This is a genomic window from Rhodopirellula sp. SH410 (genome assembly GCF_055811895.1).
Map to the genome: position 1 here is coordinate 4,678,602 of NZ_CM147949.1, position 22,349 is coordinate 4,700,950.

The following is a 22,349-nucleotide window of genomic DNA, read 5'->3' on the forward strand; positions in this document are numbered from 1 at the left end:
TTCTATTTCCCGCCTGCCTCACTCATCATCCGAAAGAGTCGGACTATCAAGTTTCTGACGCAGTTCTTCCAAATCAACTCGCTTGAAGAGGCGATAGTTGTTCACTGCGTGTCGATACTCCGCAATCTTCTTGGCCGCGCCCCAGCTTCGGAGCGTGTTCGGTGACACGCCCAAAAACTCAGCCGCTTCTTTTACTGTCATGAATTCGCTGTCGGTGCTCATATTTCCCCCGTTTCGGGATGGAATGAGTTGATCCGTCTGTCTCGACGCAACCTTACCAAAGGTTGTGAACGTCAACAATCAGACTCGATCAAGAGGATTGTTCGATTGCCAAAGAATCCAACGTTCAATCTGCGCCACAACCTAGAAATGGCACAAATCACTCAATCGATGCCGTTTATCTCCCGGCACTTCGGGTAGTTGGTACACGCCCAGAAGCGTTTGCCGGCGTGTGCTCCTTTCGCTGCTTTGCGTTGGACCATTGCGGTGTGGCACTTTGGGCAGGAGGGTTCGCTTGATGACGCCAGCAATGTTGGTGGAGCGGACGTGATGGATGCGGTGTCGGGCAGAACGTCCGCGATCTGTTGCCGGACCTCAGTGATCGAAAAGGTGCGGGCGGCTTTGATGTGCAGAATCGACAGACCTGCGGCGCCGAGAGCTTGGTCGAGGAAGGCGTCGCGTTCTTGTCGGTCCTTGCGATTGTGGCTTGCGTCGTCAAGCTCGATCGCCAGAACGGGCTGCATCGCGGTGGGATCGCAAAGCAGGAAGTCAATGTGCTTGCTGCTGATCTTGTTTTCGTAAGTGCGGCTGTCGTCTCGTCGCGGGACGTACAGCACGTCCCACAGTCGCACCTTGTTGTTGATCGAGTAGGATTGCCCGACAGCTTGCTCAAGGACACGATAGAAGGCCAACTCGGCGGCTGACAGGAAATTGTCTCGTAGTCGGTACGGGAGGTCGTTCTTTCGACGCCCTGCTCCAGCACCTGGACCGATGCCCAACAGTTTCAGAAAGAAACCAAGACAGCCACTTTGTTTAGGATTGCTGGCCATCATTCGGCTTCCGGTTCGACGTGAAGAGTAAACACCTCGGCGTCGCCGACTGAAACGGAGTAGTCTTCGGTTATGAATGTCCCAATGGAAATAACCGTCTTATAGTTTTCACTGCGAACCCAAAAGACAGACTGAGACTTCGGAGGGCGTCCCACCGCTCCAAACTTCCCGTCCAGAAATGTCAGCGAGCCACGAAACAACAATGGCTTGCGAGTTTGCAAGGCCCCAGCCTCTTCCCGCGACATCGGAATGGCGAGCGGCTGCGTCGTTGCAATGTTAAAAGGCATCCTCGCTGATGGCTTGTACTTGCGAATCGGCGACTGAGTCTTGATCGTCGCAAAATCATTCCGCCAACCGACAGAAGCGATTTGCACCTTGTACTCTAAAACGACGCCATCGAATTTCGCGTGAATTTCCTCACGCAGCTTTGCCAGTGAATCCTCTTGCTCCAGTTTCGTATTGCCGACTGGAACGCGCCGAGCGAGTAATTGCATCTCTTTGAAGAAGAGTTCAACCGGCATCGTTACCGGCTCGGGGGATGCGGAAGGCTCATCCGCCCTCGCGGTGTTGCCGCCAAGAAACAGCCCAAAAATGACTGAAATGATTGTCGAAACGATTCCAAATTTTCCCATGCCCACGCATTGCCCCTACCGAACGGAACCCTAGTTTTCTTTGCTTCAGCCACATTTTACCAGATCAGGCATATTCGCTAAATCGGGTAGCTTGATGAACCTTCTTCCAAGCCGATACCGTCCTATTCCGAACAAGGCCTCGAATATTCGCGTTGGCGACTTGTCGAGATCGAAAACTCTTAAACGATCGAACGTAACTTCATGAAGATTTGGTTCATTTCTGACACTCACAACGAGCACCTTGGATTGCAGGTTCCTGAAGTGGACTTGGTGATTCATTGCGGCGATGAGTCGACGCACGGCAATGCTTGGATGAATGAACCCGAGGCGAGACAGTTCTTCGATTGGTACTCGGCGTTAGATATCGAAACCAAGGTGTTCGTGCCTGGGAATCACTCTACTGCGGTGGAACAGGGACTGATCCGCGCCGAGGAGTTCCCCGGTGTTCGGTTCCTGGTCCATGAGTCGATGCAGTGGAACGGGCTGAAGTTGTTCGGTTCGCCGTACACGCCTCGTTTTCACGATTGGGCATACATGAAGAAGCGAGGACAGCTTGATCTCGTTTGGCAATCCGTTCCCGATGATGTGGACATTCTCATTACGCACGGTCCGCCAAAGGGTGTCTTGGATATTACGCACGATACCGAGTCAAAGGAACTCGTCCAGGTCGGCTGCACTGCTCTGCGACGACACGTCGAAGAACGGATCAAGCCGAAGATTCACGCCTTCGGTCATTTGCATGACGAGAAAGGTATCAGCAACTACGGGATGTTCACTCGTGGTGCGACGCGATACATCAATTGCTCATGCTGCAATCTCGCAGCCAAACTGAAGAACAACGGATTTGTTATCGAGTTCTAACCAACACGAAGACGCCCGCGGGGGATTTCTCCTCCGCGGGCGTTTCGGTTTTGTTCGTCTTTCGACTTACAGTTCGACGGATTCGACTTCCCGGACGAAGCGGGATGCGTCGTTTTCTAGGAACGATGAGACGACGTTGGACTCGCCGCCCTCGGCCCAGAACACCCCTGCAAACGTTGACCACTTTCTTCGGATAGCACTCCGGGACTTCATAACCTGGAGGTCAAATAGTACAGAGACACGAGAGACCTTTGGCCGCGATCGCTCCAAAAACCGCCAGCGTCGACGGTTCATCAGGAAGCAACGTTCGACGATCAAGCCGTTCACGCCGTACTTTTGCGGGTCGAGTGCACCTGACAGTTTGCAGGTTTAAGCTGCGACGTAGGCGCGGCAACCGTTGGCCGTTTGTTGGGCGTGCTTCCAATAGCGTTCTATTGGCTTGCTGTCGCTAATGTACGCCGCTCGCAGGCCCAAAACGGCCTCTCCGCCAGCGGTCGACCAGAATTTCTCGCTTCCTTTGATGCGGCGATTGACCTGCTTGACCGTCGATTCCATGATCGAACTCGTTAGCGGATAGCCACGCCGACGGTACTCCGGATAGTTCATTCGCCCCCGATGGTTGCGATAGTAAACTCGCGATCGACGAACAATCTCTCGAGGGTCCGTGTCGCTCGCATCGGCAGGAGGATCCCCAAGTTCCTTCTGGTGCTGATCCAATTCCAGGATCACTTCGTCGACCTTTCCCTGCCAAACCCATGTTGCGAAACGACGATAGCACTCCCATGATTGCGGCTGCTTATCGTAGATCGCGCGGGCAGCTGCCAAGCTGTAAGACAATGCGTGCATGATGTCCAGCACGCTCGTGAAGTTGCCAAACCACTGCTGCTGCATCTCTTCGATCGCCGAGGATCCATCGGAGACAAAGACCCTTTCAGTCGCCTTGAAAAAGCCGGCGTACCAAGCGGAACTGGCTGCCATCGGCCCAAACTCCTTCCAGGTTTGACCGCTAGCAACCACGTCTTTACTGAGCAGTTCAGGCCGTTGCCAAGGAGACTCCTGCGTCACCTCGACGCGCTGGCCCTTGGGGTTTTCGCCAGCAACGCACCCCATATCAGCAAGCTTTTTGGCGATGCAAACGTCTTGCAGGAAGTCAGGCAACTCCGCGTCAGGATCTTCCTGGTGTGACTTAGTTTTCATCGACAGTAAGATCGCCATTCGACTTTCTTTCCAAAAACTACCCGATTCAGGTTTCTCGCCAGCGCGATCGAATCGCTGGTACCGACCGCCATCGCTCATCACCACCGCCAGTTCAGGAGCCTCTTTGTCAGCGGGCCCCGAGTAGTTCTGATCGGGAATGGATTTCTCGAGGAAGGCGTCCTGCAAGATCTTCTCAAGTGCGCGCCGAGCCTTACCGTTTCGCAGCGTAGCCAGTCGGATCCGTTCGGTCTTGATGTCCAGTTCAGCCAGTTCTTTCAAATCGTCACTGGCGATCTGATAGCTGGCCTTGTTGGCTCCCGCGTAAACCATCTTGCGTTCGACCTTGGGGCTGACGGTGGCTTCAACGCGAAGCGCCAATTCAGCGAGCCGAGGGAAAAAAAGACCGGCGACATCGCCGGCAATAGAAGCCTTCGTTGATCCACTCGACTTCACCGCGAGCGGATTGAATGATCATCGGCTCGTCGTCGTCAGGGTCGTGCGGCTTGGGCACGGCTTTGCACTTTGGACAGCGAATGGGCTTTTCTTCGTCGGGCAGATCCTTGGCCGAATCGTTCAGTGCCATCGAACTGAGCAGATCGGTTAGGGCATTGGTTTCGATTTCCAGCTCATCGAAGGTCTTGGGCGTCCCGTCGTCGTGGTAACGACCACCATTGATTTCATTTAATTCCTTGGCGAGCTCGAGCGCTCGAGCGCGATTCTTGGGTGAAATGGCCATCCTAGCCCTCCTGGTTTATCCGAAGTGAACCGTGAAACCGGGATTCTGACCGATCTACAGATCAAAGGCCATGCCAATTGCAAACCGTCAGGTGCACTCTTGCGGGTCGATCGTTTCCATTTCGTATGGATTCGCAGGCATCTTTCTTGGTATCCTTGGGCGAAATCAACGGCTATCTGGGGAATCGTATGTCAAACGAAGCGAAGTTGTTGCCAAACGTCAGCGTGTCGGGTTTGAAGGCTCTCGCCAGCGGTTTGCTTGCTCCGCAGGCACAATCTCATTTGGATGATTTGCTGGCTCGAAACTCCGATGGAAAGCTGAGCGAACAAGAAACGAAAGAGCTCGATGATTTGATCGAACAAATCGACGAACTGAATTTACTCAAAGCGCGTGCTGCGTTCACGCTCAGCCGACACAACCAAAACCCGTGAGCCAATACGTTCCGGCCGATCTCCGGCGGCGGGTTCGTGAGACATTTTTCGCTTGTTGTGCGTACTGCCAAACAGCCGAATCGCTGACTGTTGCAACCTTTGAAATCGAACACATCGTCCCAAGGTCGATGAGCGGGGTGACGGAGTTCCAGAATCTTTGCCTCTCTTGTCCGGCGTGCAATCGCTTCAAATCAAACCGGACTCATGGAACAACGGACGCCGGTCGTGAATCAGTTTTGTTTCATCCCCAACAAGATATCTGGCTCGAACATTTTGATTGGTCGGTCGATGGAACGGTGATCGTCGGATTGACCGAGGTTGGCGAGGCAACGATTCGATCGCTTCGGATGAATCGGCCACAGGTCGTTGAAGTGAGGATACTTTGGGTCGAAGCTGGACGCCATCCGCCTTCATGACGATCGTCGTCATCCGGCTCGGGTACTCCGCCGGGGAACTTTCGGATCGCTGTGTTGACGAGTGATTTGGCGATGACGCGGGTAAACCTTCCATGGGGCATGCCTCTTAGTTCCAGTTTTGCACTTTTTGCTAACTGATATTGGCACGAAAAAGGCGGCCCGTTCCAATGAGATTTGAACCTTCAAACTTTCAAATCCTTTGGCACGGAAGCCGCCCACCATGGAACTTACCAGTTCGTTCGAGACTCTGCTACGCACGTTCTCCCCAGCTTTCACCGCTCCCAGCTTCCAAACGTTTCGCCTGTTGATGACCGGCTGGATTCTGTCAGCCCGACATCGCTATGTCACCGATCTGATTATTTCCAGCGACTCCGTTGGCAACGGGCATTTCTCTGATTACCACCGCTTCTTCTCGCAAGCGGCTTGGGACATCGATCATCTCTGGAAACTGTTGGCCCAGTTGATCCTGAACAACTTGATCGGTGCCGATGCCACGATCGTGCTTTCGGGGGATGACACCCTCTGTCGTAAACGCGGCCTGGGGATCTTTGGTGCTGGAATGCACCACGATGCGTTGAGTTCGTCGAAGTCCAAGAAAATTTGTCACTGGGGGCACGATTGGGTGGACCTGTGCATCGTGATTGCTCATCCATGGTGGGCACCGACGAAAGTCTTTTCTCTGCCGATTTGCATGAGGCTCTATCGCAATCGCCAGGGGCTCGCCAAAGGGAAAGGCAAACGCAAGAAGAATCCCACCGCCGCGCAGGTGCGTGCCGCATCCAAGCAGGCCAAGCAAGCCGCAGCAGCTAAGAAGAAGGCAGCTGAGAACGCCAAGAAGAAAAACAAACCCGATCCAAAAGCCCATAAAACACGGCCTGAACTGATGGCTGAGATGGTGGCCATGGTTGCTGCATGGTTCCCAGATCGCCAGTTCATTCTCGTCGTCGACAGTCTTTACAGCGGCAAGAGCGTGCTGTCGAAGTTGCCTGAGAACTTTGAGTTGATTGGCCCAGTTCATGCCAAGGCGGCGCTCTACTCACCGGCCCCTCAAGAAACAACCGTCCGTCGTGGGCCTCGCCGTAAGAAAGGTGAGCGGTTGAAAGATGCCGCTGCTTGGGAGCAGGACAGTTCACGTTGGCAAACGCTCCACTACGATCAATACGGGCTGCACGGATCGCTGCGGGTGAAAACTCGCACGGGACTGTACTACAAAGCCGGCAACGACCGACTGCTTCGCCTGGTGCTCTCGCAAGACACCGTGGGTCAGCGGCCGACACGAATCTTTTACTGCACCGACGTGTCGATGAAGCCCCAGGAAATTCTTTCGATCTTCTCGCAACGTTGGTCGATTGAAGTGACGCACTTCGATTGCAAGCAACATCTCGGACTAGAAGATCCGGCGAACCGCACTCCCAAAGCGGTCGAACGAACCGCTCCGATGGCGATGTTCCTGTACAGCCTGTCGATCCTGTGGTTCGCGACCGAAGGCCACGAGGAACTCCAGTTTCCGAATCGACCTTGGTACCACTGGAAGTCTGAACCGAGCTTCGCGGACATGCTCACGACGCTACGCCGCAAATCCTGGGAAGAGAAATTATCGGGGGTGTCGCTCGCTGCGACACCCGACGATAATTCCAGACGTCTGCTCACGTTCCTGGCGACGCTCGCCGGATAGCATGCGGAAAGTGCAAAACTGGAACTAAGAATCCTCTCAAGCAGTTGTTGATCGAGTAGAGAGGTGATCGTAATGATTGAATCGCGATCGGATCCATGATCTAGATCGAACCCCGATATCACTGCGAATGCTCGCTCCCAGTAGGCTTTGCGCGCCGACTCTTGGTTCGAGTCCGTGTTCCAACCTGATAGACCGTAGAGTCGCGCCAGGGTCTCTTGAAACTCTGAAACCACCCCCATCCGGTTGTTGTGCTCCATAAAGAATGCAGATAGATGAGTGAGTTCTGTATGGTGTTCCGCCATATCAATCATGACATCCTTGATCTCCTGGTATCCAAGATCCCAAATCGACCTTAGCTCGGCTTCAAGGCGAGTGGTGTTTATCCAGCGATGGTCGTGCAGGTCACGAGTGTATTTATCGAAGACGGTTTGTGCCTCACGCTTTCTCTTTTCGGTCAGTCGATACACGGTAATCCGATTCCTGAATGGTCAATAAAGTGCCTACGCACGGAAGTCACGGGCATGCGAATGCACAATTTTCTTATCCTCTAGTTCCATCAGCCACGTGGCGATATGTAGATAATTGCGGAAAGCTTTTCGGTTCGTTCATTCGTGATCAGACAATTTTCTGCAGCGTCGCTGTTTCCGAGTCGTATCGATAGCCACTGATGCTGCCGTCTTTGATTCGATCAACCACCTCAGCGATCACCGGCAGCGGCACAAGGAACCATTCACGCGGGTGAACCTTGTCGCCGAAGCGGTCGGCTAGGGCGAGGTCGAGGCGGGCTTTGGCGAAAAATTTGTGCAGCGTTTGTTCGAGTGCTTTGCGGTTGATGTTCGCAAGTTTGTAAGTGGCGACCAGTTCGGCTTCGGCCAACAAGAACGTCGGGTCTTTCTTGGCTCCCGCGATGCGGGTAGCCGGATCGCCGCCCGTGACGCCGATCTTGTGCAACACCTCGCGGTTCTCTTGGATGAACGCATCCTCGGAAAGGCTACGGGCGACGTAGATCGTGCCTGATGCCGTGTCGTCGTCATCGACGTCATCGGAAAACAGTGGGCCGAAGTCGCTATCATCCTCTTCAGTTTGCGGCTGGGGTGGAACGATACGCCGGCTTGCCTCGTCTTTCTGGAGCGCCCGACGGAGCGAACGCAGCAACAAATCCGACTCGGTTCCGTTGTCAAAGATCACGCGCAGCCGTCGATCTCGTTCCACCTTCTGACCAGGTTTACTCGGCTCTGGCATGAACCATTTGTCGGCGTCGGCAACCAATGCTTTTTGGCCATCAACAATGAACCAATCACCCTTGGCGATCTTCGTTCGCGTGCTAGTCCGGTAAAGCTCCGTCGTCTGTCGACCGGTTTCGATGTCAGCCTGCACCGCATCGAACTCCGGCCGGAAATCATCGAAGTCGTCACACGGTTTCCGTTGAGCGACCTCGTCCGGGGATGAGCGTTCAGCATTTCGCTGCGATGCCGTCCGGACATGCTTCATCGTTGTGATGTCGTCGTCGCTTGGCCCGACACCCAACGCCTCAAGCAATTCATCATCGCTGCCGACCTCGTAGTCCTCGCTAGGTTCGGCAACCCGGTCAGTCAGCAAACCGTCGTCGTCCAAAGGACGCAGCAATTCCAAGCATTCAGCATCGGCCAGAATTTGGTCCAGTCGCACAGCATACAGCCTCTCGAAAATGTCGTTACCCTCGCCGTGCTGAGGCGACCGGCCGTGCTCGCGAGCAAAACGTTGAATGTCCTCAAACCCGGCGATGATCCGCTCTTGCTTTGGTGTGTAGGTTTTGACCTTCTTTACCTCTGTTTCAACACCAAGTTCGGCGAGAAGTGCTTCGTCATCATCAGTGAAACTGACGCTTGCAGTCTTTCTCTTACCCATCGGCATTCTCCTGCTTCATGCGAGCCAGAAACGCGATACCTTCCGCCATCCGTCGTTCCCACGCATCCTGACTGGTGAGCGACGGAAGCTTGCCTCGCTGCTGTTTGAATTTCAAAGCGCGTTTCGCTAGATCACGGGCCTCGTCAGGTGTCAACTGCACTCGCCTGCCCGCGATTGCCATTTGGACCTGACGTAGTCGATCCTCGTTCATCGCCTTAGCCAGGATGTTGTACGCTTCGCCAAACGGATTGATCGAGTCAATCAAGTCCACATTCAAATCTCGAACATCGGTCACGTAGCGACGAATGCCGTCGATCAAAGCCGTGTTGGCCGCCGGTGAACCGTTACCACGCGTTGCGCGAGTCGCCTGTTGAATCAGATTCAGGGCAGCAACCGCACGTTGGCGAATGGCTTCCTGATCTTGGTCCGAGAGATCCGGATACTTGTCGCGGATGATCTTGCCCATCCGTTGTTGGGTTGTTTCCTGAGGCGGCAAGTCCTCGTTAAACAGACCATCCTGAACCGTCCGGGTATCTTGCACAAAGCTGGCCACGACTTCATTCAAGTCTTCGCGACAGATTCTCGTTCCTTCCTCGCTTTCCGGTTCAGCCAATCCATTGATCTCAACCTGAACGGCCCCGGTTTCTCCGTTCACCCCAACATTGCAACCACCGTCGTCGTAGCCATTCGGACCGTAGTCCAAACCGGGCTGAGGCACGTTGGCGGGCGTCTTAGGGCGGAACTCGAAACGAGGAGCCAAAACTTGCTCCATAAGCAAACTCGCCGCGATTGCTTTGAGTGTATCGTTGACCGCTTCGGTAACCGTTTTCTCGCCTGCGTCAGGTTCCGCGATCAGATTTGTGAACCTGGATCGCGTTTTGCCGGGAGCATCTCGCGTCGCGCGGCCAATGATCTGCACAATCTCAGTAAGACTACTGCGGTAACCAATTGTCAACGCGTGCTCACACCACACCCAGTCGAATCCTTCTTTTGCCATTCCCAAAGCGATGATGATGTCAACATGATTCGGATTGTTGCGGCCTGCTGGCTCACGAAGCGCCGCAGCCACCTTCTCACGCTTTATTGATTCGTCATCAACCAAGTCGGCAATCCGCAATACACGACCGGTGGATGTCTTGACCAATTGAAACCCAGTTGTTTCATCAGTCCCTTGCCACTCGCCTAAGGTTTCGAGAATATGCTCGACCTCTTTGTGCTTGTCCTGCGTGCTTTCTCGGCTGTTGACGTTGGGGATGTGGATGATTGTCTTTTCGTCTTCGTTAAGCACCTTCGGCAGGTCGTCGATGTAACTTCCTGAATAGAAGTAGTAACCGATGTCGAGCTGCTTTAGATACTGATAGCCTGCGAGTTGCTCGTAGTAGGTGTAGGTAACAGATTCAAAACGGCGCTCATCCTCAGGCATCAGCACGGCGGCAGCGTCGCCGCGGAAGTAGCTGCCTGTCATCGCAATCAAGTGTGTCTTGTCTCGCTCGATCAATTGACGCACAAACTCGCCCAGTCGGTTGTCTTCGCTGACTGATACATGGTGAAACTCATCGACGGCAATCAACCGATCATCAAATGCCTCGACTCCGAATTTCTCAAACGCAAAACGGAATGTCGCGTGCGTGCAAACAAGCGTCTTATCATCGCTCGCCAGAAATCTACCGACCGCGTCGACCTTCCCGCCATCGGTGCCGGGTGCGTTGCACAGGTTCCACTGCGGTTCTACTTTCCAATCGGCGAAAAACCCGCCCTGAGTGAGCTGTGTATCTGCAAAGCTGGCCCCGATTGACTTTTCGGGAACGACCACGATGGCTTGTTTGAGTCCTTGTCGATGCAGCTTATCGAGTGCAACGAACATCAACGCCCGGCTTTTTCCCGAGGCTGGCGGCGATTTGAGCAGAAGATACTGCTCGCCACGAAATTGCCACACGCGCTCTTGCATCGGGCGCATGCCCATCTCGTTCGCCCGCGTCGAACGACCATCGCCCGCGTAGCGTACCGACACCGACGGGATTGATCTTGGTTTACTTGCTTTCGCGGCGATGCGATCGTGGTGTCGCGCAACCAAGTCGGGCAACTCGGTAGCGACATTCTCGCGAACTGCTTTGTATTTCGCCGCTTCTTCCGAGGTAAGTCGACGATCTCGTTTGATTCGCTTCATGGTTGCATGCGTCTTGGGACGTCGTAAGCGGTAATGGGATATACAGTTTCTGCGTCGATCTGTTCGTAGACCACAATCAGGTGCCTGCCGGTTCGAGTGTCACCGAACGCGACGGGATAACCGGACGAGTGACTTGTGTCCCTGTCCGTTGGATTTGCCAGGACATCTTCGACTTCTTCTTGTGCCACGCCGTGTTCAGCAACGTGGACAACATTTCCTTCGGGGTCGTCATCAAGATCCCAGATGATCGAAGAAAGCGGCATCAACATGACCTCGCAACGTAACTCATTATAGACTTCGCTGGTGATCGGTTCATTTCGCGTTCCCCGTCGTCAACTCGGTGTACATCCGAAATAGCGTTTCGAGCCGTTCAGTGTCGTTCTTAAAGCGGCGACCGATGTAGATGCGTTCGAGCGTATCGTCGTTTCGATCATGAGCGGCCCGCAGATCATCCGGCATCTTGTCCGGGTCATACAAATCCGCGATTGTCGCCGGCCAATGAGACTCTCGCGCCAGCAAAATGTCTTCGGCACAGCGAGTCAGGTCGGCTTTGTTTTGATCGGTGAGCGTTGGGACGGGAAACGTATTCCAGCCGAGAGTGCTTGAATAACGAATTCGAGTTTCAAGTTTTCCACAAACGGTTGCAATCCAAACCAAGTGGATGGTTGATACGACCAACGACAAATTCCATAGTGCTTCGTTAAGAAACGCGTACGCCAGATTGCTAATTACGGTCCCTTTTGGTTCGACGGCAACCGGAATGAACTGCCTTGTCTCTGAGGACACACTCGGCACGACGATAAGCAGCTCATCGCCAATTTGCCGAGTCTGTTGAAACCTATGAGCGGTCGCAGCTCCTCTTTGTGTCATCGGCTTTGGGCTTTCTCGTCTCATTTCCGCTACTCTCGATATTCGATCTGCGATCTCCGGGATTTCAGTCGCAGCATCTTTCTCATCATCACCTATCCAAAGGCAAAATCGGTGCTTTCCATTAATGGCATCTTCGGACCCCATATACTTGCGGACAAACTTCACAGCATGTTCGGCGCTGCAACGTAGCCGCCTCGCTTCGTCGCAGGACAAGAGCAGGTGCCCTCCGTCGACCGGCTTACTTCCATTAATTAAACTTCCGACGCCCGATAGTTGATGAGTTCTTGCACGCACAATTGTCGCGTTGTCTGGCACAAGGTACGGACCTATGAAAGCAACGCTGCGGCATCTGGATTCAGTTCCATTCTCCAAGAAATAGATTTTTGCTGCAGAGTCAATGCGACTAAGCCCAATGATTACAACAGTGACGCCAGCGTTGTATGAGGCAAGATTCGCCCATCGAAATGACTGATGAGCAAAGCAAATATTTTGCCCTCGCGCAAAAATGAGAGGCCAGAGTCTTGCAACTTGCTCACCTTGAACAATCGAATTTGTGCAAACAAATGCGCAAGTCGCGGGCGTATTGCTGGCGTAGTTTGCAAACTTCATGAACCATCCGCATACATAGTCGAGCGACTTCCAACTGCTACTCAATGTCTCAAACACGTGAGACATGTCGGATTTTTGTTCTTTGTTTTGCTCCGTTCCTCCCTTGTACGGCGGGTTTCCACAGACATACGTCTCCCCACCTTCATTCTCGAAATCAATCTCCGGTTGCTCCAATGGCGTCTGAAACAAGTCGTCTTCAGTCAACTTGATTCCACCGGTGCCGGTCGGTGGGCATACCTTCAACCAATCCAGACGCAGCGCATTGCCGTGCGTGATCCAGTTCTCCTTGTTGAGCGGCAGAAACTCGGCGAGTGCCAATCGCTGGCCACGATAGAGTTCGTCGCATTGGTACTCGGCGATGATCAACGCCAGTCGAGCAACCTCGACAGCGAAGTGCCGTAGCTCAATACCGCGGAAGTTCGTGAGTGGAATATCCGACGCCCGTTCCGGTTCGCCGCGAAGAATGTTAATCTCCGATTCGATCGCACGCATCTGTTTGTACGCGATGACCAGAAAGTTGCCGCTGCCGCATGCCGGATCGAACACGCGGATGCGGGCCAGCCGCTTGCGGAGATTCAATAACTTGCGAGCGTTGTTGCCGGCCTCTCTCAGTTTCTCATGCAGGTCGTCGAGGAAAAGTGGATTGAGCACTTTGAGAATGTTAGGCACGCTGGTGTAGTGCATGCCCAGTGCCCCACGCTCTTCATCGTCGGCAACGGCCTGGATCATCGAACCAAAGATGTCCGGGTTGATTCGCGTCCAATCGAGCGAACCGATGTGTAGCAAATACGAGCGAGCGATTTGGGTGAACTTGGGAACGTCGTCTTCGCTGGTGCCGCCGCCGAACAAACCACCGTTGACATAGGGAAACTGGCTCGCGAACGGACGAAGGTTCGCCGCGTCGCGATCCTTCATCGGAACGTCCATCGCCCGAAACAACTCGGCCAAAACCCAATGCGTGTTCCCGCCATTCGTTTCGCTCATCTGGCGAACCGTCTCAGTAAACAGATCCTTTCCGTGAAAGATGCCAGTGTCCTCGGCAAAGAAGCAAAAGATCAGGCGAGCAAAGAAATGATTGAGTTCTTCTCGGCGTGTGTCACCGTCCCAATCGGGATTGTTCCGCAGTAGCTCGACATACAACCGGTTCAGCCGCCCGGTCGCCTTGATATCGAACGCATTTTCACGGATCTGCCGAACAGTCGAGATGCCGGCAAGTTCCATGAAATAGCCAAAGTGATCGTCAAGGTCCCTGAACTCGCAAACCAACGGTGGTTCGTCGGAATTCAAACTCACCGCATGGACCGTATCACCGTCGGTCGCCAGAGCAAACTTCGCCTTGTGCTTCGCCGTCGCCGCACTATCGGTCAACTTACCCAGCAAATCTGCGACCACATCAGGACCGCCGCCATCGCAACTGGCGATGTGGATGTTGTTTCGTTGCAGCACAGCAACCACGCCATCGCCCTCGACATCGGACTTGTTGGTGGTGTTCTTTCCGACGCTGCGCAGACGCTTGATCGTCGCGTCTTTGTTCCCGAACGCCTCCAGGAACGCATACGGAAACTCCGCCGCATCAAACGCTGCTTCAACCAGCTTGCTGACTGCCTCCTCAATTTCAACTGCGTTCAATCGCTCGATCCCTCGTGCCAATAATTGTGGTGCAAAAATACATGGTTTCGTCGCCACGCAGCATGTTGCCTGCGGACTGCTACAAATGTAAGATTATCTGCGTCCGGTAACAAGCAGGCAGGCAGATCAACATGAATGCATTCGGTGCCCGAATTCGCGAGTTGCGCAAATCGAAGGGTTACTCGCTGCGCAAACTCGCACCGCTGGTCGGCGTCGGCTTCTCGTACCTCAGCAAAGTTGAACGCGGTCGACTCGACTTCGACGGTTCGCCGTCGGAGTCACTGATCCACCGCTTGGCCGATGTGTTGGAAGCGGACGAAGACGAACTACTTCTCTTGGCTCGCCATCTACCGCAGAAAATGGCAGATCGCATCTTCGAGCAGCCTGAAGTGTTTCGAGTCCTCGCTAATTGCGATCAGAAGCAACTTAGATCGCTTGTAAAGCGGGTCGAAAAAACAGCCGGGCATTAGGCAAGTCAGCAAAACTTGACATCAAAGGGCAAGACGGAGCGAATGGCAATCAAACCACGGACGAAGCTGATTCTCTGGACTCGATCGGGATGTCGATGCGCTTTTCCGGGCTGCCGACGGAAGCTGTATCTCGAAGGCGATGAACAGACGCCCGATGTAATTCTTGGCGAAATGGCACACATCGTCGGTCAGGGGGATGACGGACCACGTCGAGACAAGACGATTCCAGGCGGCGAAATCGACGGATACGAGAATTTGATCGTTCTTTGCACGGAGCACCACACGATTATCGATCGACAACACGAAAAATATACCGTCGATCGTCTGGTACAGATGCGAGTTGAACATGAGCGTTGGGTGGACCGACAGCTTTCATTCGAGGATCGCTTTCGCAGTACTTTTGACCCTGGTGACTATGAAGACGAAGTCGTCTCCAGCAGCCTTCTGCCGGTCGAGAGGATGCCTCGCTACATTTTTTCGGCACCATGCACTGTCAGTGAGCGAGCAGTGAAGACTGGCCTCATTAAGCATGGTGGCGTCGGTTTCATGACGCCTTACATCATTCGAGAAAAGCGACTCATGACGTTTTGCGATCTTGAGTCAGTCGATTCGCCCTTTGCCGACTTGATCGACCATGCGGACGTGCGTGATGAGGATGCATTCTCTGATTGGTGGCCGAACCCAGATCGCTTGCGCTGGTATGTCGATTTGTTGAATCGATCGCTGAACAAGATGACCGGCAGAAAAGGATTGCAACTTGACCGAGATCACAACCGCTACTACTTCGACCCTGACGAATCCGGAGAAAAACGGTCGGTTCGATACCAAACGCTGACCGGACGTTGGTCGACGCTCGGTGTCGCATGGGAACCAACGTCAAAGAAAACTGGAAAAGGCAAAGGCTATTGGGAACACTTGGCGGTTAGCCTTCGGTTTGAAAAAGTCGGCGATTCAAGCTGGTGTTTTTCAATTCGACCCGAACGCCGGTTCACCAAAGATGGTCTGGCGGAACTAGCAGGCAAGGCGACCGGAAAGAAAGCAACCAGTCGGAAGTCTAGAATATACAACATTGACTATCGACAAGAGTTGCAATTTTGGCGTGACTATTTCTGCAACGGAACGCCTCGCATCTTGTTTGACTTTGGCGGTCAGTCGCTGGTCATTCAATCTCAATTCGTGGAGCCAACCGTCAATTGGCCTGGTGTTCATGGCGACATTCCGCAGCCAGACGAAATCGAATACGAGGATGACTTGTTTTCGTTTTCGGAGTACCACCAATTGATTGACCATCGTTCGGGAATCAGACATGAGTAAATCAGCAATCTCGGCGAGTGGCGAGCTTGTTACCCCTCGCGTTACTTGCATTTTTCACGACGAACCAGCTATCCGGTTTGGTTGCGAACGAGAGCATGTATCGCCTCAAGCTGGGCTGTCGTTGTACGGTCCGCGATTTGTTGAGGACGATCACCAGCACCCATCGACGGTGCGAGTTGGGTTCATTGGTTCTGGCAAGTCGATTGGGTTAGCCGAGCAATGGATTAGCGATTGTGCCGATGGCGTCGCTGGCGATGGCGTCAACTTGGATTTCCCTGGCTACAAAGAAGACCGAGGTTTTTATTCGCGTTTGTCCATGTCAACGAAGTGGCGCGAAAAAATTACGACAAACGAGATTGCTGCGATCAGCTCTCTAAAGTTCAGACGCGATCGATTCGAGCAAGCACTGCGACTAATATCCGAAAAGGCTCACTACCTCAGCGAACTGGATTCCGAACCACAGGTGTTAGTTCTTGCATTGCCCGATGATCTCCTGGCACACTGCAAGACCGTTGAGTACAAGGATCCCGACGCTGGAAGAGTGCATCGAGATTTTCGGCGGGCGTTGAAGGCGGAGTTGATGCGATATCGGATCCCAACGCAAATCCTGCTGCAGCACACGACAGAGGCAACGCCAGCTTCACGAAACGTTGACCACAAGTCTCGGTGCGCTTGGAATTTCTTCACCGGAATGCACTACAAGGTCGGCGCTGCCCCGTGGGGGCCAATCATGGACTCAGCTGGATCACTGTTCATTGGAATCAGTTTTTTCAAGGCATTGGGAACACAGCAGGGTACGATCCGAACCAGCGTTGCCCAGGCATTTGACGAACGCGGCGAAGGTATCGTTCTACGCGGAAAAAGCTTCGAGTGGGACGAGAGTGCCAATGGAAGAAGTCCGCACCTAAATGAAGACCAAGCTAAGCAATTGATTGACGATGCGGTGAAGCGCTACAGCCGGGAAACCGGTCACACTCCAAAGCGTATTGTCATACACAAGAGCTCTGAGTACTGGCCGGGCGAATTGCTTGGATTTCGCAGGGCTCTCGAATCGGTCCGTGAGCACGATCTGGTTTCGTTTCGTTACAGCGATCGGATACGTCTGTTGCGGCAAGCGAGCTATCCAGTGTTAAGGGGAACTCAGTTCACTGTTGGTTCCCGTACATTTCTTTACACAACCGGCTACATTCCAACCCTTCGGCGTTTTCCACATGGTCACGTTCCGTCACCGCTTGAGATTTCAGAACACCACGGTGACTCTTCCATGGAGGAAATTTGCCGTGAAATCATGTCCCTAACGAAACTGAACTGGAATTCATCCTTCTTCGCTTCGACAGAACCGATCACCTTGAAGTTTTCAAGAAGTGTTGGCGGAGTGATGAAAGAGATGTCAGACGGCTTCGAGCCGAGGCCACAGTTCAAATACTACATTTAGATAGCTTCACTAGCCCTACGGGTTAACCGGTAACTTGGTGGGCGGCAGTGAGGCAGCCGTTTTCGGAAAACGCGGCGGGGACTCATTGTGAACGAATTGGTGCAGGTGTTGTTGCTGACGACGATGGCTGGGGCTGCCATTCCGATTGGTGGTGCGATCGCGATGGTCGAGAAGATTTCCCCCATTGAATCGAAGAAGAGTTTCGTCACAGCGTGATTGCGTTCGGTGGCGGCGTCTTGGTGTCGGCCGTTGCCTTGGTGCTGGTGCCAGATGGTGTGAAAGAGTTGTCGCTGGGCTGGATCGTTACCGCCTTCGTTACCGCCTTCGTTGCCGGTGCGATTGTTTTCTGGGGACTGGAGACACTGCTGGCGCGGTCGAAGAGTTCGATCGCCCAGTTGGTAGCGATGCTGTCCGACTTCATCCCCGAGGCGATCGCACTGGGAGCCGCCTTCGCGCACGGCGAGGAGACCGGATTGTTGCTGGCGGTTTTGATCGCGCAGCAAAACTTGCCCGAGGGATTTAACGCGTATCGCGAGCTCAATGCGACCGGAGATATCGGCGGTAAGAATCTCGTTTTGTTGCTGGCGGCTTGCATCCCGCTGGGTCCGCTGGCTGGGTGGGTAGGCTACGAGCATCTCGCGGTTTACCCAAGAGTCGTCGGTTTCATCATGCTGTTTGCCGCCAGCGGGATTCTGTATTTGACGTTCCAAGATTTGGCACCTCAATCGAAGGTCGAGAACCAAAGGGCACCCGCGATCGGTGCCGTGCTCGGATTCTTACTCGGCGTCGTCGGCCAAGTCTTGCTCAACGGATAGTTCGCATCGCCGCTCTCCATTGAGGCTGGAAGCCGGCAATTTGGGCTTCTCAGTGTCTCTAAATCACATGACCCGGCAAACGGTGTTTGTGCTCCGTTTCGGTGGGTCGCTACGAAGTGGGTGATTGGAAACGTCGCGATTTTCAGGGGCAAACGCGGTTCTCAACTGGACCGAAAGGGAGGTCGCTACGGCTCCTAACCCAAACCGGCTAAGACACAGAGAACGTAAGAATTCTGGCCCAGGAACCGAAATCCGGCCGCGAGTGCCGGCCAGCGTGTTCTCAGGATTCTGAGACGACTAAGAAACCGCCGCCGCGAACATTGACGCAAGTGGTTGCGGGATAACGGGATAAAACGAAAAAAGCCGACGTGGAGCACACGTCGGCTTTTCGTTTACTTGCGGGTCAGAACGTGTTCCAACCTTTCAGAGAAGTTGCGGGAGCCGGATTCGAACCGACGACCTCGAGGTTATGAGCCTCGCGAGCTACCGGGCTGCTCCATCCCGCGGTATTTAGTAGACATTTCGTTTGAGTCCTGGTTCACTGAAAACTGACCCTTTTTGAGAGACTGTTTCGGAGTGTGTCGCAGGCGACTTGTCTGGGCCAGAGAATGGCGGATTGTGCTCGTGCTGTCAACCGTGGATGATGTCTTGTCGCGAAAGTTTTTCATTTCACTGCCGCGCGGCCTATTTTGCTGGGGTAAACTCAACGTAGTTGTCTCGCCTCAGTTCGGTTGTTACGTTCGAACCGTTGTGAGGCGCCCGCTCACCTTATCTCTCCTCCCTCGAACTTCAAACAGCGCAACTCCCGCTCAAGTCGGGATTGCAGGTTTGCTCTATGTCCATGTCCCATTCGGATCCTCCTTCGGCATCTAGCTCAGGCGATTTATCGCCCCTGCCACCGAATTCGAATGTGGTTGGAAATTCGCAACCTCCCCCCGTGCCGAGTCCCCCACCCCCACGTCCGCCACGGCCCGTGCCATCCGCCGTGCCGCCGCGACCGGCAACGCCCAGCCAGAATCCGCCTCCGCCACCTCCTCGCGCGACCTTGCCACCGGTCGCTGCGCCACAACAGCCGGTCACGAGCGTTCGCAAGAACGTGGCGGGCGGACAGCCTGCGGAATCGCGACGGGCAGAACCGTCGGTCGACCATGGGAGCCGATCGCGTTGGCGTGGCGAGGTCCCGGCCGAGCCGCCTGTGAGCGAGATGGCGAACGAGTCCGCGAGTGAGGCGGCGGCGCGCCGGGAGGAGGAGGACGGAGACGAATTGCTCGCTCCGGTGCGGAAGTCTATTCCGGCGTGGTTGGTGAGCATGATCATCCATATCGCGTTGCTGTTGGCTCTCGCGTTATGGACGCTGCCGGTCAGCAACGGCATTCGCACGCTGGTGCTGGAGTTTGGTGAGGCGCCCGAAAGCGAGTCGGCGGAGTTGAAAGAATATTCGCTCGAGAGCTCGAACGCGGATGTGCAGCAGGAGGATACTGAGCAGGAGACGGAGGACCCCGTCGATCTCGATGTGGAATCGCTGATCGAATCAATCGATATCGCCGAGCCGACCGAAATGGTGCCGGTGGAAATCGGCGAGACGTCGCTGGAGATGGAGGTCAAACCGATGTTCGGTGGACGTCGCGGCGCGATGAAGGCCGCGTTGCTGGCGATGGACGGCAGTCCCGAGACGGAAAAAGCGGTGGAGCTCGGCTTGAAGTGGCTGGCTCGCCAGCAGCGTAAAGACGGGTCGTGGAGTCTGCGCGGTCCCTATGAGGATGGCTCCTACCAAGAAAACACGACCGCCGCGACCGCGATGGCTTTGCTGGCGTTTCAGGGTGATGGCAATACGCACCTGGACGGTCCCTATGCCAACACGGTCGGCAAAGGCCTGAAATATTTGTTGAACAAACAGTCGAAACGCAACGGATTTTTCGCGGAGGGTGAGCCTGACCGACAACAATCCTATGCGCACGCGCAGGCCACGATTGCGGTGTGCGAACTCTACGGCATGACGCAGGACTCCCTACTGCGTCAGGCTGCCGAAGCGGCGGTGCAGTATTGTGTGCGTGCCCAGTCGCAATCGGGGGGCTGGCGGTACCAGCCGCGCAGTGATTCGGATTTGTCCGTGACGGGATGGTACGTGATGGCCCTGGTCAGTGCGAAATCAGCGGGGATTCATGTGGAGCATTCGACGCTGGCGGCGGTTCAAAGCTATTTGGACCGAGTTTCCGTCGAGGATGGGGCGGGGTACTCCTACCAAGAAGGACGCCCGCCGAGTCAGACGATGACGGCCGAAGGATTGCTGTGTCGCCAATACCTGGGATGGTCGCGTGAACGTGAGCCAATGGCGATCGGGCTCAATACACTCGTCCAGGACTGGCCGATCAATCGCGACGGCATGAATGTCTATTACTGGTACTACGCGACCCAGGCACTGCACCATTTCGGCGGCTCGGGATGGACGATTTGGAACAACAACATGAAACAGGTGTTGCCGGCAATGCAGGTCAAACGCGGTAGCGAAACGGGCAGTTGGTCGCCTCAAGCTGACGAATATGGCAACGCATCGGGAAGACTGTACACGACGTGTTTTTGCATCTATTGCCTCGAAGTTTATTATCGCCATCTGCCACTCTATAAGATGGGCAAAGAGTAGGAGTGGGGAGCTTTTTTCCAGAGCCAGTTGGCAGCGGATTGGACTTCGTCGCGATGTTGGTGATCGATCACTCCGCCGTGGTCGAGGTCCGCGAGCGTCACGACACGATGGTCACCAGCGTAGGCTTCGTGGATGCTGCGCTGCAGCGGTGGTGGGACCAGTTCGTCGTGTTCCGACATCAGGAAGACCGCTGGCAGGTTGCATTTCGCTGCGTTATCAAGAGCACTGAGTTGTTCGGGTAGGTGGGCGACGACACGCTGCATCCAAGCTCGGGCCGCATAGCGGTCAGCGACTCGCAGGATGGTGTTGGCGAGGTCAGGCGGGTTTCGCAACCAGAGCAGGCAATTGCTGGGTGCCACATTCGGTGGCAACCAATCAGGCAATCTCGCCGCGAGCGATAGCGCGGGCAGGCAGCCGAGACTGTTCCCGCACAACCAAAGTTGAGTCTGTGATCCAGAGCGAGCCCGGGTGACTTGGGAGATGAACGCCTCGGCCGTTGGAACGAGGTTGGCGAGGCTTGCTCGACCACTGCTCCGCCCATAGCCCGGCGGGTTCCAAGTCCAAACTTCGTAGTGGTCCCCGTCGTCGATCGACGCCCCCGCCCGACACAAGGCTTCCGGCCCCCCCGTTCCCCCGCCCCTCTCGCTATCGCGTGATCCCCCCGCACCCTCGTCCCAGTGAGCGGCAATCAGGTTGGCGGGGAACGGAGACGATCGCTCGGCACGACCGGCAGTGCCGGGAAACTTGATGACAAGTGTCCGGGGTGGTGGAACGTTCAACCCATCGGGCAATCCGCGAACGTACCCCGGTGGCGAGCCCGATGGGATCGCGTTGAGAGGTCGATTGGTGGCGAGGAACGCTTCGAGAGTGGTTGCTTGATTGGAATCGGGCAGGCGCAGCGGCAGCTCGTACCGCGTCAGATCGCCAGCGTGGATGGCATGGCGTGACGGGCGTAGCACGCAGCGATCGAGGAAGTGATCGAGGAAGCGATTTCGCAGGGCGGCGAGAGGGTTCAAAATGAGATGGCAGGCGAGTGTGGGCTTGAAAGAGCGAGTTCTAAAGCGGACTTTTCAATCGCGTTGCATATTGTGTGTTCGCAGCGGTTGATGCCAGTGGCATGGCGGGGATGTCGACGGCGGGGCGGATTCGCATCGCGTGAAGAAAAACGGCTCGTCCGGCGGAAGGGTGCGCGGGAGTACAGCGGCAGTTTTTTTAAGGATCGCTCCAGTATCCAGTATGGGTTCCATTTTTCTTCTGCAGCTCCGCCTCCTGAAGACCAGAGCAAATTGTCCCCGTCTCCCCGTCTCCCCGTCTCCCCTCTCCCCGACGCTTCGTGGAGGAGCGGGGAGACGGGGACGTTTTTGCTTCGCGTGGAATCAAAATGCAGAGGCAGGATGATAGCGTCAACCCCAACGATTTAGCGGTCCAGGCCCAGTCTAACGCTGTCAATCCAATCCCACAAATAAATCACGGGATACTTGAGACATGCCTCCGAAACCTCCGCCGCACGCGTCC

At 54.8% G+C, this 22,349-nt stretch carries 20 protein-coding genes and 1 tRNA gene; 10 read left to right on the forward strand and 11 right to left on the reverse strand.

What is annotated here, in order from left to right:
• Positions 1-18: 18 nt before the first annotated feature.
• The 3 genes from SH410x_RS17105 to SH410x_RS17115 all read right to left on the reverse strand — a co-directional run bounded on the left by SH410x_RS17105 (position 19) and on the right by SH410x_RS17115 (position 1,570).
• Positions 19-222, reverse strand: coding sequence for a helix-turn-helix domain-containing protein (locus tag SH410x_RS17105; RefSeq protein ID WP_473669202.1), 204 nt, complete (start codon positions 220-222; stop codon positions 19-21).
• Between the two features lie 161 nt (positions 223-383).
• A complete protein-coding gene (locus tag SH410x_RS17110; RefSeq protein ID WP_473669204.1) occupies positions 384-1,049 on the reverse strand; it encodes a DUF2726 domain-containing protein in 666 nt (221 codons plus the stop codon).
• Positions 1,049-1,570 (reverse strand): hypothetical protein, encoded by a 522-nt coding sequence (locus SH410x_RS17115; RefSeq protein ID WP_473669206.1) that lies wholly within the window; start codon positions 1,568-1,570, stop codon positions 1,049-1,051. Before SH410x_RS17115 ends, SH410x_RS17110 begins: the two co-directional genes overlap by 1 nt.
• Positions 1,571-1,882: 312 nt before the next feature.
• Here SH410x_RS17115 and SH410x_RS17120 point away from each other — a divergent pair, with 312 nt between their 5' ends.
• Positions 1,883-2,542, forward strand: a complete 660-nt coding sequence (locus tag SH410x_RS17120; protein WP_473669208.1) for a metallophosphoesterase family protein — start codon at positions 1,883-1,885, stop codon at positions 2,540-2,542.
• Positions 2,543-2,911: 369 nt separating this feature from the next.
• On the opposite strand, the gene SH410x_RS17125 is transcribed toward SH410x_RS17120, so the two are convergent.
• Together SH410x_RS17125 and SH410x_RS17130 are read right to left on the reverse strand one after the other, a co-directional pair.
• Positions 2,912-4,117 carry a hypothetical protein gene (locus tag SH410x_RS17125; protein WP_473669210.1) on the reverse strand — a complete coding sequence of 402 codons (1,206 nt, stop codon included), beginning with the start codon at positions 4,115-4,117 and terminating at the stop codon, positions 2,912-2,914.
• Position 4,118: 1 nt separating this feature from the next.
• Entirely contained in the window at positions 4,119-4,475 is a 357-nt protein-coding gene (locus SH410x_RS17130) for a hypothetical protein (protein WP_473669212.1), read from the reverse strand.
• A 188-nt stretch (positions 4,476-4,663) separates the two neighbouring features.
• Here SH410x_RS17130 and SH410x_RS17135 point away from each other — a divergent pair, with 188 nt between their 5' ends.
• The 3 genes from SH410x_RS17135 (at position 4,664) to SH410x_RS17145 (ending at position 6,997) form a co-directional block, all read left to right on the forward strand.
• A complete protein-coding gene (locus SH410x_RS17135) occupies positions 4,664-4,906 on the forward strand; it encodes a hypothetical protein (protein WP_473669214.1) in 243 nt (80 codons plus the stop codon).
• Positions 4,903-5,322: an HNH endonuclease gene (locus SH410x_RS17140; protein ID WP_473669216.1), complete on the forward strand. Its 420-nt coding sequence runs from the start codon at positions 4,903-4,905 to the stop codon at positions 5,320-5,322. The genes SH410x_RS17135 and SH410x_RS17140 overlap by 4 nt, the downstream gene beginning before the upstream one ends.
• 220 nt (positions 5,323-5,542) lie before the next feature.
• Positions 5,543-6,997: an IS701 family transposase gene (locus tag SH410x_RS17145; protein WP_473669018.1), complete on the forward strand. Its 1,455-nt coding sequence runs from the start codon at positions 5,543-5,545 to the stop codon at positions 6,995-6,997.
• Between the two features lie 615 nt (positions 6,998-7,612).
• Here SH410x_RS17145 and SH410x_RS17150 read toward each other — a convergent pair.
• The 4 genes from SH410x_RS17150 to SH410x_RS17165 are packed head-to-tail and all read right to left on the reverse strand — an operon-like array spanning position 7,613 to position 14,159.
• On the reverse strand, positions 7,613-8,884 hold the full coding sequence (locus SH410x_RS17150) for a GIY-YIG nuclease family protein (protein ID WP_473669218.1): 1,272 nt from the start codon (positions 8,882-8,884) through the stop codon (positions 7,613-7,615).
• A complete protein-coding gene (locus tag SH410x_RS17155) occupies positions 8,877-11,051 on the reverse strand; it encodes a hypothetical protein (RefSeq protein WP_473669220.1) in 2,175 nt (724 codons plus the stop codon). Before SH410x_RS17155 ends, SH410x_RS17150 begins: the two co-directional genes overlap by 8 nt.
• Positions 11,048-11,314: a hypothetical protein gene (locus tag SH410x_RS17160; RefSeq protein ID WP_473669222.1), complete on the reverse strand. Its 267-nt coding sequence runs from the start codon at positions 11,312-11,314 to the stop codon at positions 11,048-11,050. The genes SH410x_RS17155 and SH410x_RS17160 overlap by 4 nt, the downstream gene beginning before the upstream one ends.
• Positions 11,315-11,363: 49 nt before the next feature.
• Positions 11,364-14,159, reverse strand: a complete 2,796-nt coding sequence (locus SH410x_RS17165; protein ID WP_473669224.1) for a class I SAM-dependent DNA methyltransferase — start codon at positions 14,157-14,159, stop codon at positions 11,364-11,366.
• Between the two features lie 131 nt (positions 14,160-14,290).
• Here SH410x_RS17165 and SH410x_RS17170 point away from each other — a divergent pair, with 131 nt between their 5' ends.
• The 5 genes from SH410x_RS17170 (at position 14,291) to SH410x_RS17190 (ending at position 18,193) form a co-directional block, all read left to right on the forward strand.
• Positions 14,291-14,629 (forward strand): helix-turn-helix domain-containing protein, encoded by a 339-nt coding sequence (locus tag SH410x_RS17170; protein WP_473669226.1) that lies wholly within the window; start codon positions 14,291-14,293, stop codon positions 14,627-14,629.
• 171 nt (positions 14,630-14,800) lie between these two features.
• Entirely contained in the window at positions 14,801-15,943 is a 1,143-nt protein-coding gene (locus SH410x_RS17175) for a hypothetical protein (protein WP_473669228.1), read from the forward strand.
• A 730-nt stretch (positions 15,944-16,673) separates the two neighbouring features.
• Complete coding sequence (locus SH410x_RS17180; protein ID WP_473669230.1) at positions 16,674-17,378, forward strand: argonaute/piwi family protein; 705 nt, start codon at positions 16,674-16,676, stop codon at positions 17,376-17,378.
• Positions 17,379-17,465: 87 nt separating this feature from the next.
• Positions 17,466-17,594 carry a hypothetical protein gene (locus tag SH410x_RS17185; protein ID WP_473669232.1) on the forward strand — a complete coding sequence of 43 codons (129 nt, stop codon included), beginning with the start codon at positions 17,466-17,468 and terminating at the stop codon, positions 17,592-17,594.
• A complete protein-coding gene (locus tag SH410x_RS17190; RefSeq protein ID WP_473669234.1) occupies positions 17,591-18,193 on the forward strand; it encodes a ZIP family metal transporter in 603 nt (200 codons plus the stop codon). Before SH410x_RS17185 ends, SH410x_RS17190 begins: the two co-directional genes overlap by 4 nt.
• Positions 18,194-18,625: 432 nt before the next feature.
• Here the strand turns inward: SH410x_RS17190 and SH410x_RS17195 are convergent.
• Positions 18,626-18,699, reverse strand: a tRNA-Met gene (locus SH410x_RS17195).
• Between the two features lie 467 nt (positions 18,700-19,166).
• Between SH410x_RS17195 and SH410x_RS17200 the strand changes: the two genes are divergently transcribed.
• On the forward strand, positions 19,167-20,834 hold the full coding sequence (locus SH410x_RS17200; RefSeq protein ID WP_473669236.1) for a prenyltransferase/squalene oxidase repeat-containing protein: 1,668 nt from the start codon (positions 19,167-19,169) through the stop codon (positions 20,832-20,834).
• Here the strand turns inward: SH410x_RS17200 and SH410x_RS17205 are convergent.
• Entirely contained in the window at positions 20,813-21,850 is a 1,038-nt protein-coding gene (locus SH410x_RS17205; RefSeq protein WP_473669238.1) for an alpha/beta hydrolase, read from the reverse strand. The genes SH410x_RS17200 and SH410x_RS17205 overlap by 22 nt on opposite strands.
• Positions 21,851-22,349: the final 499 nt, after the last annotated feature.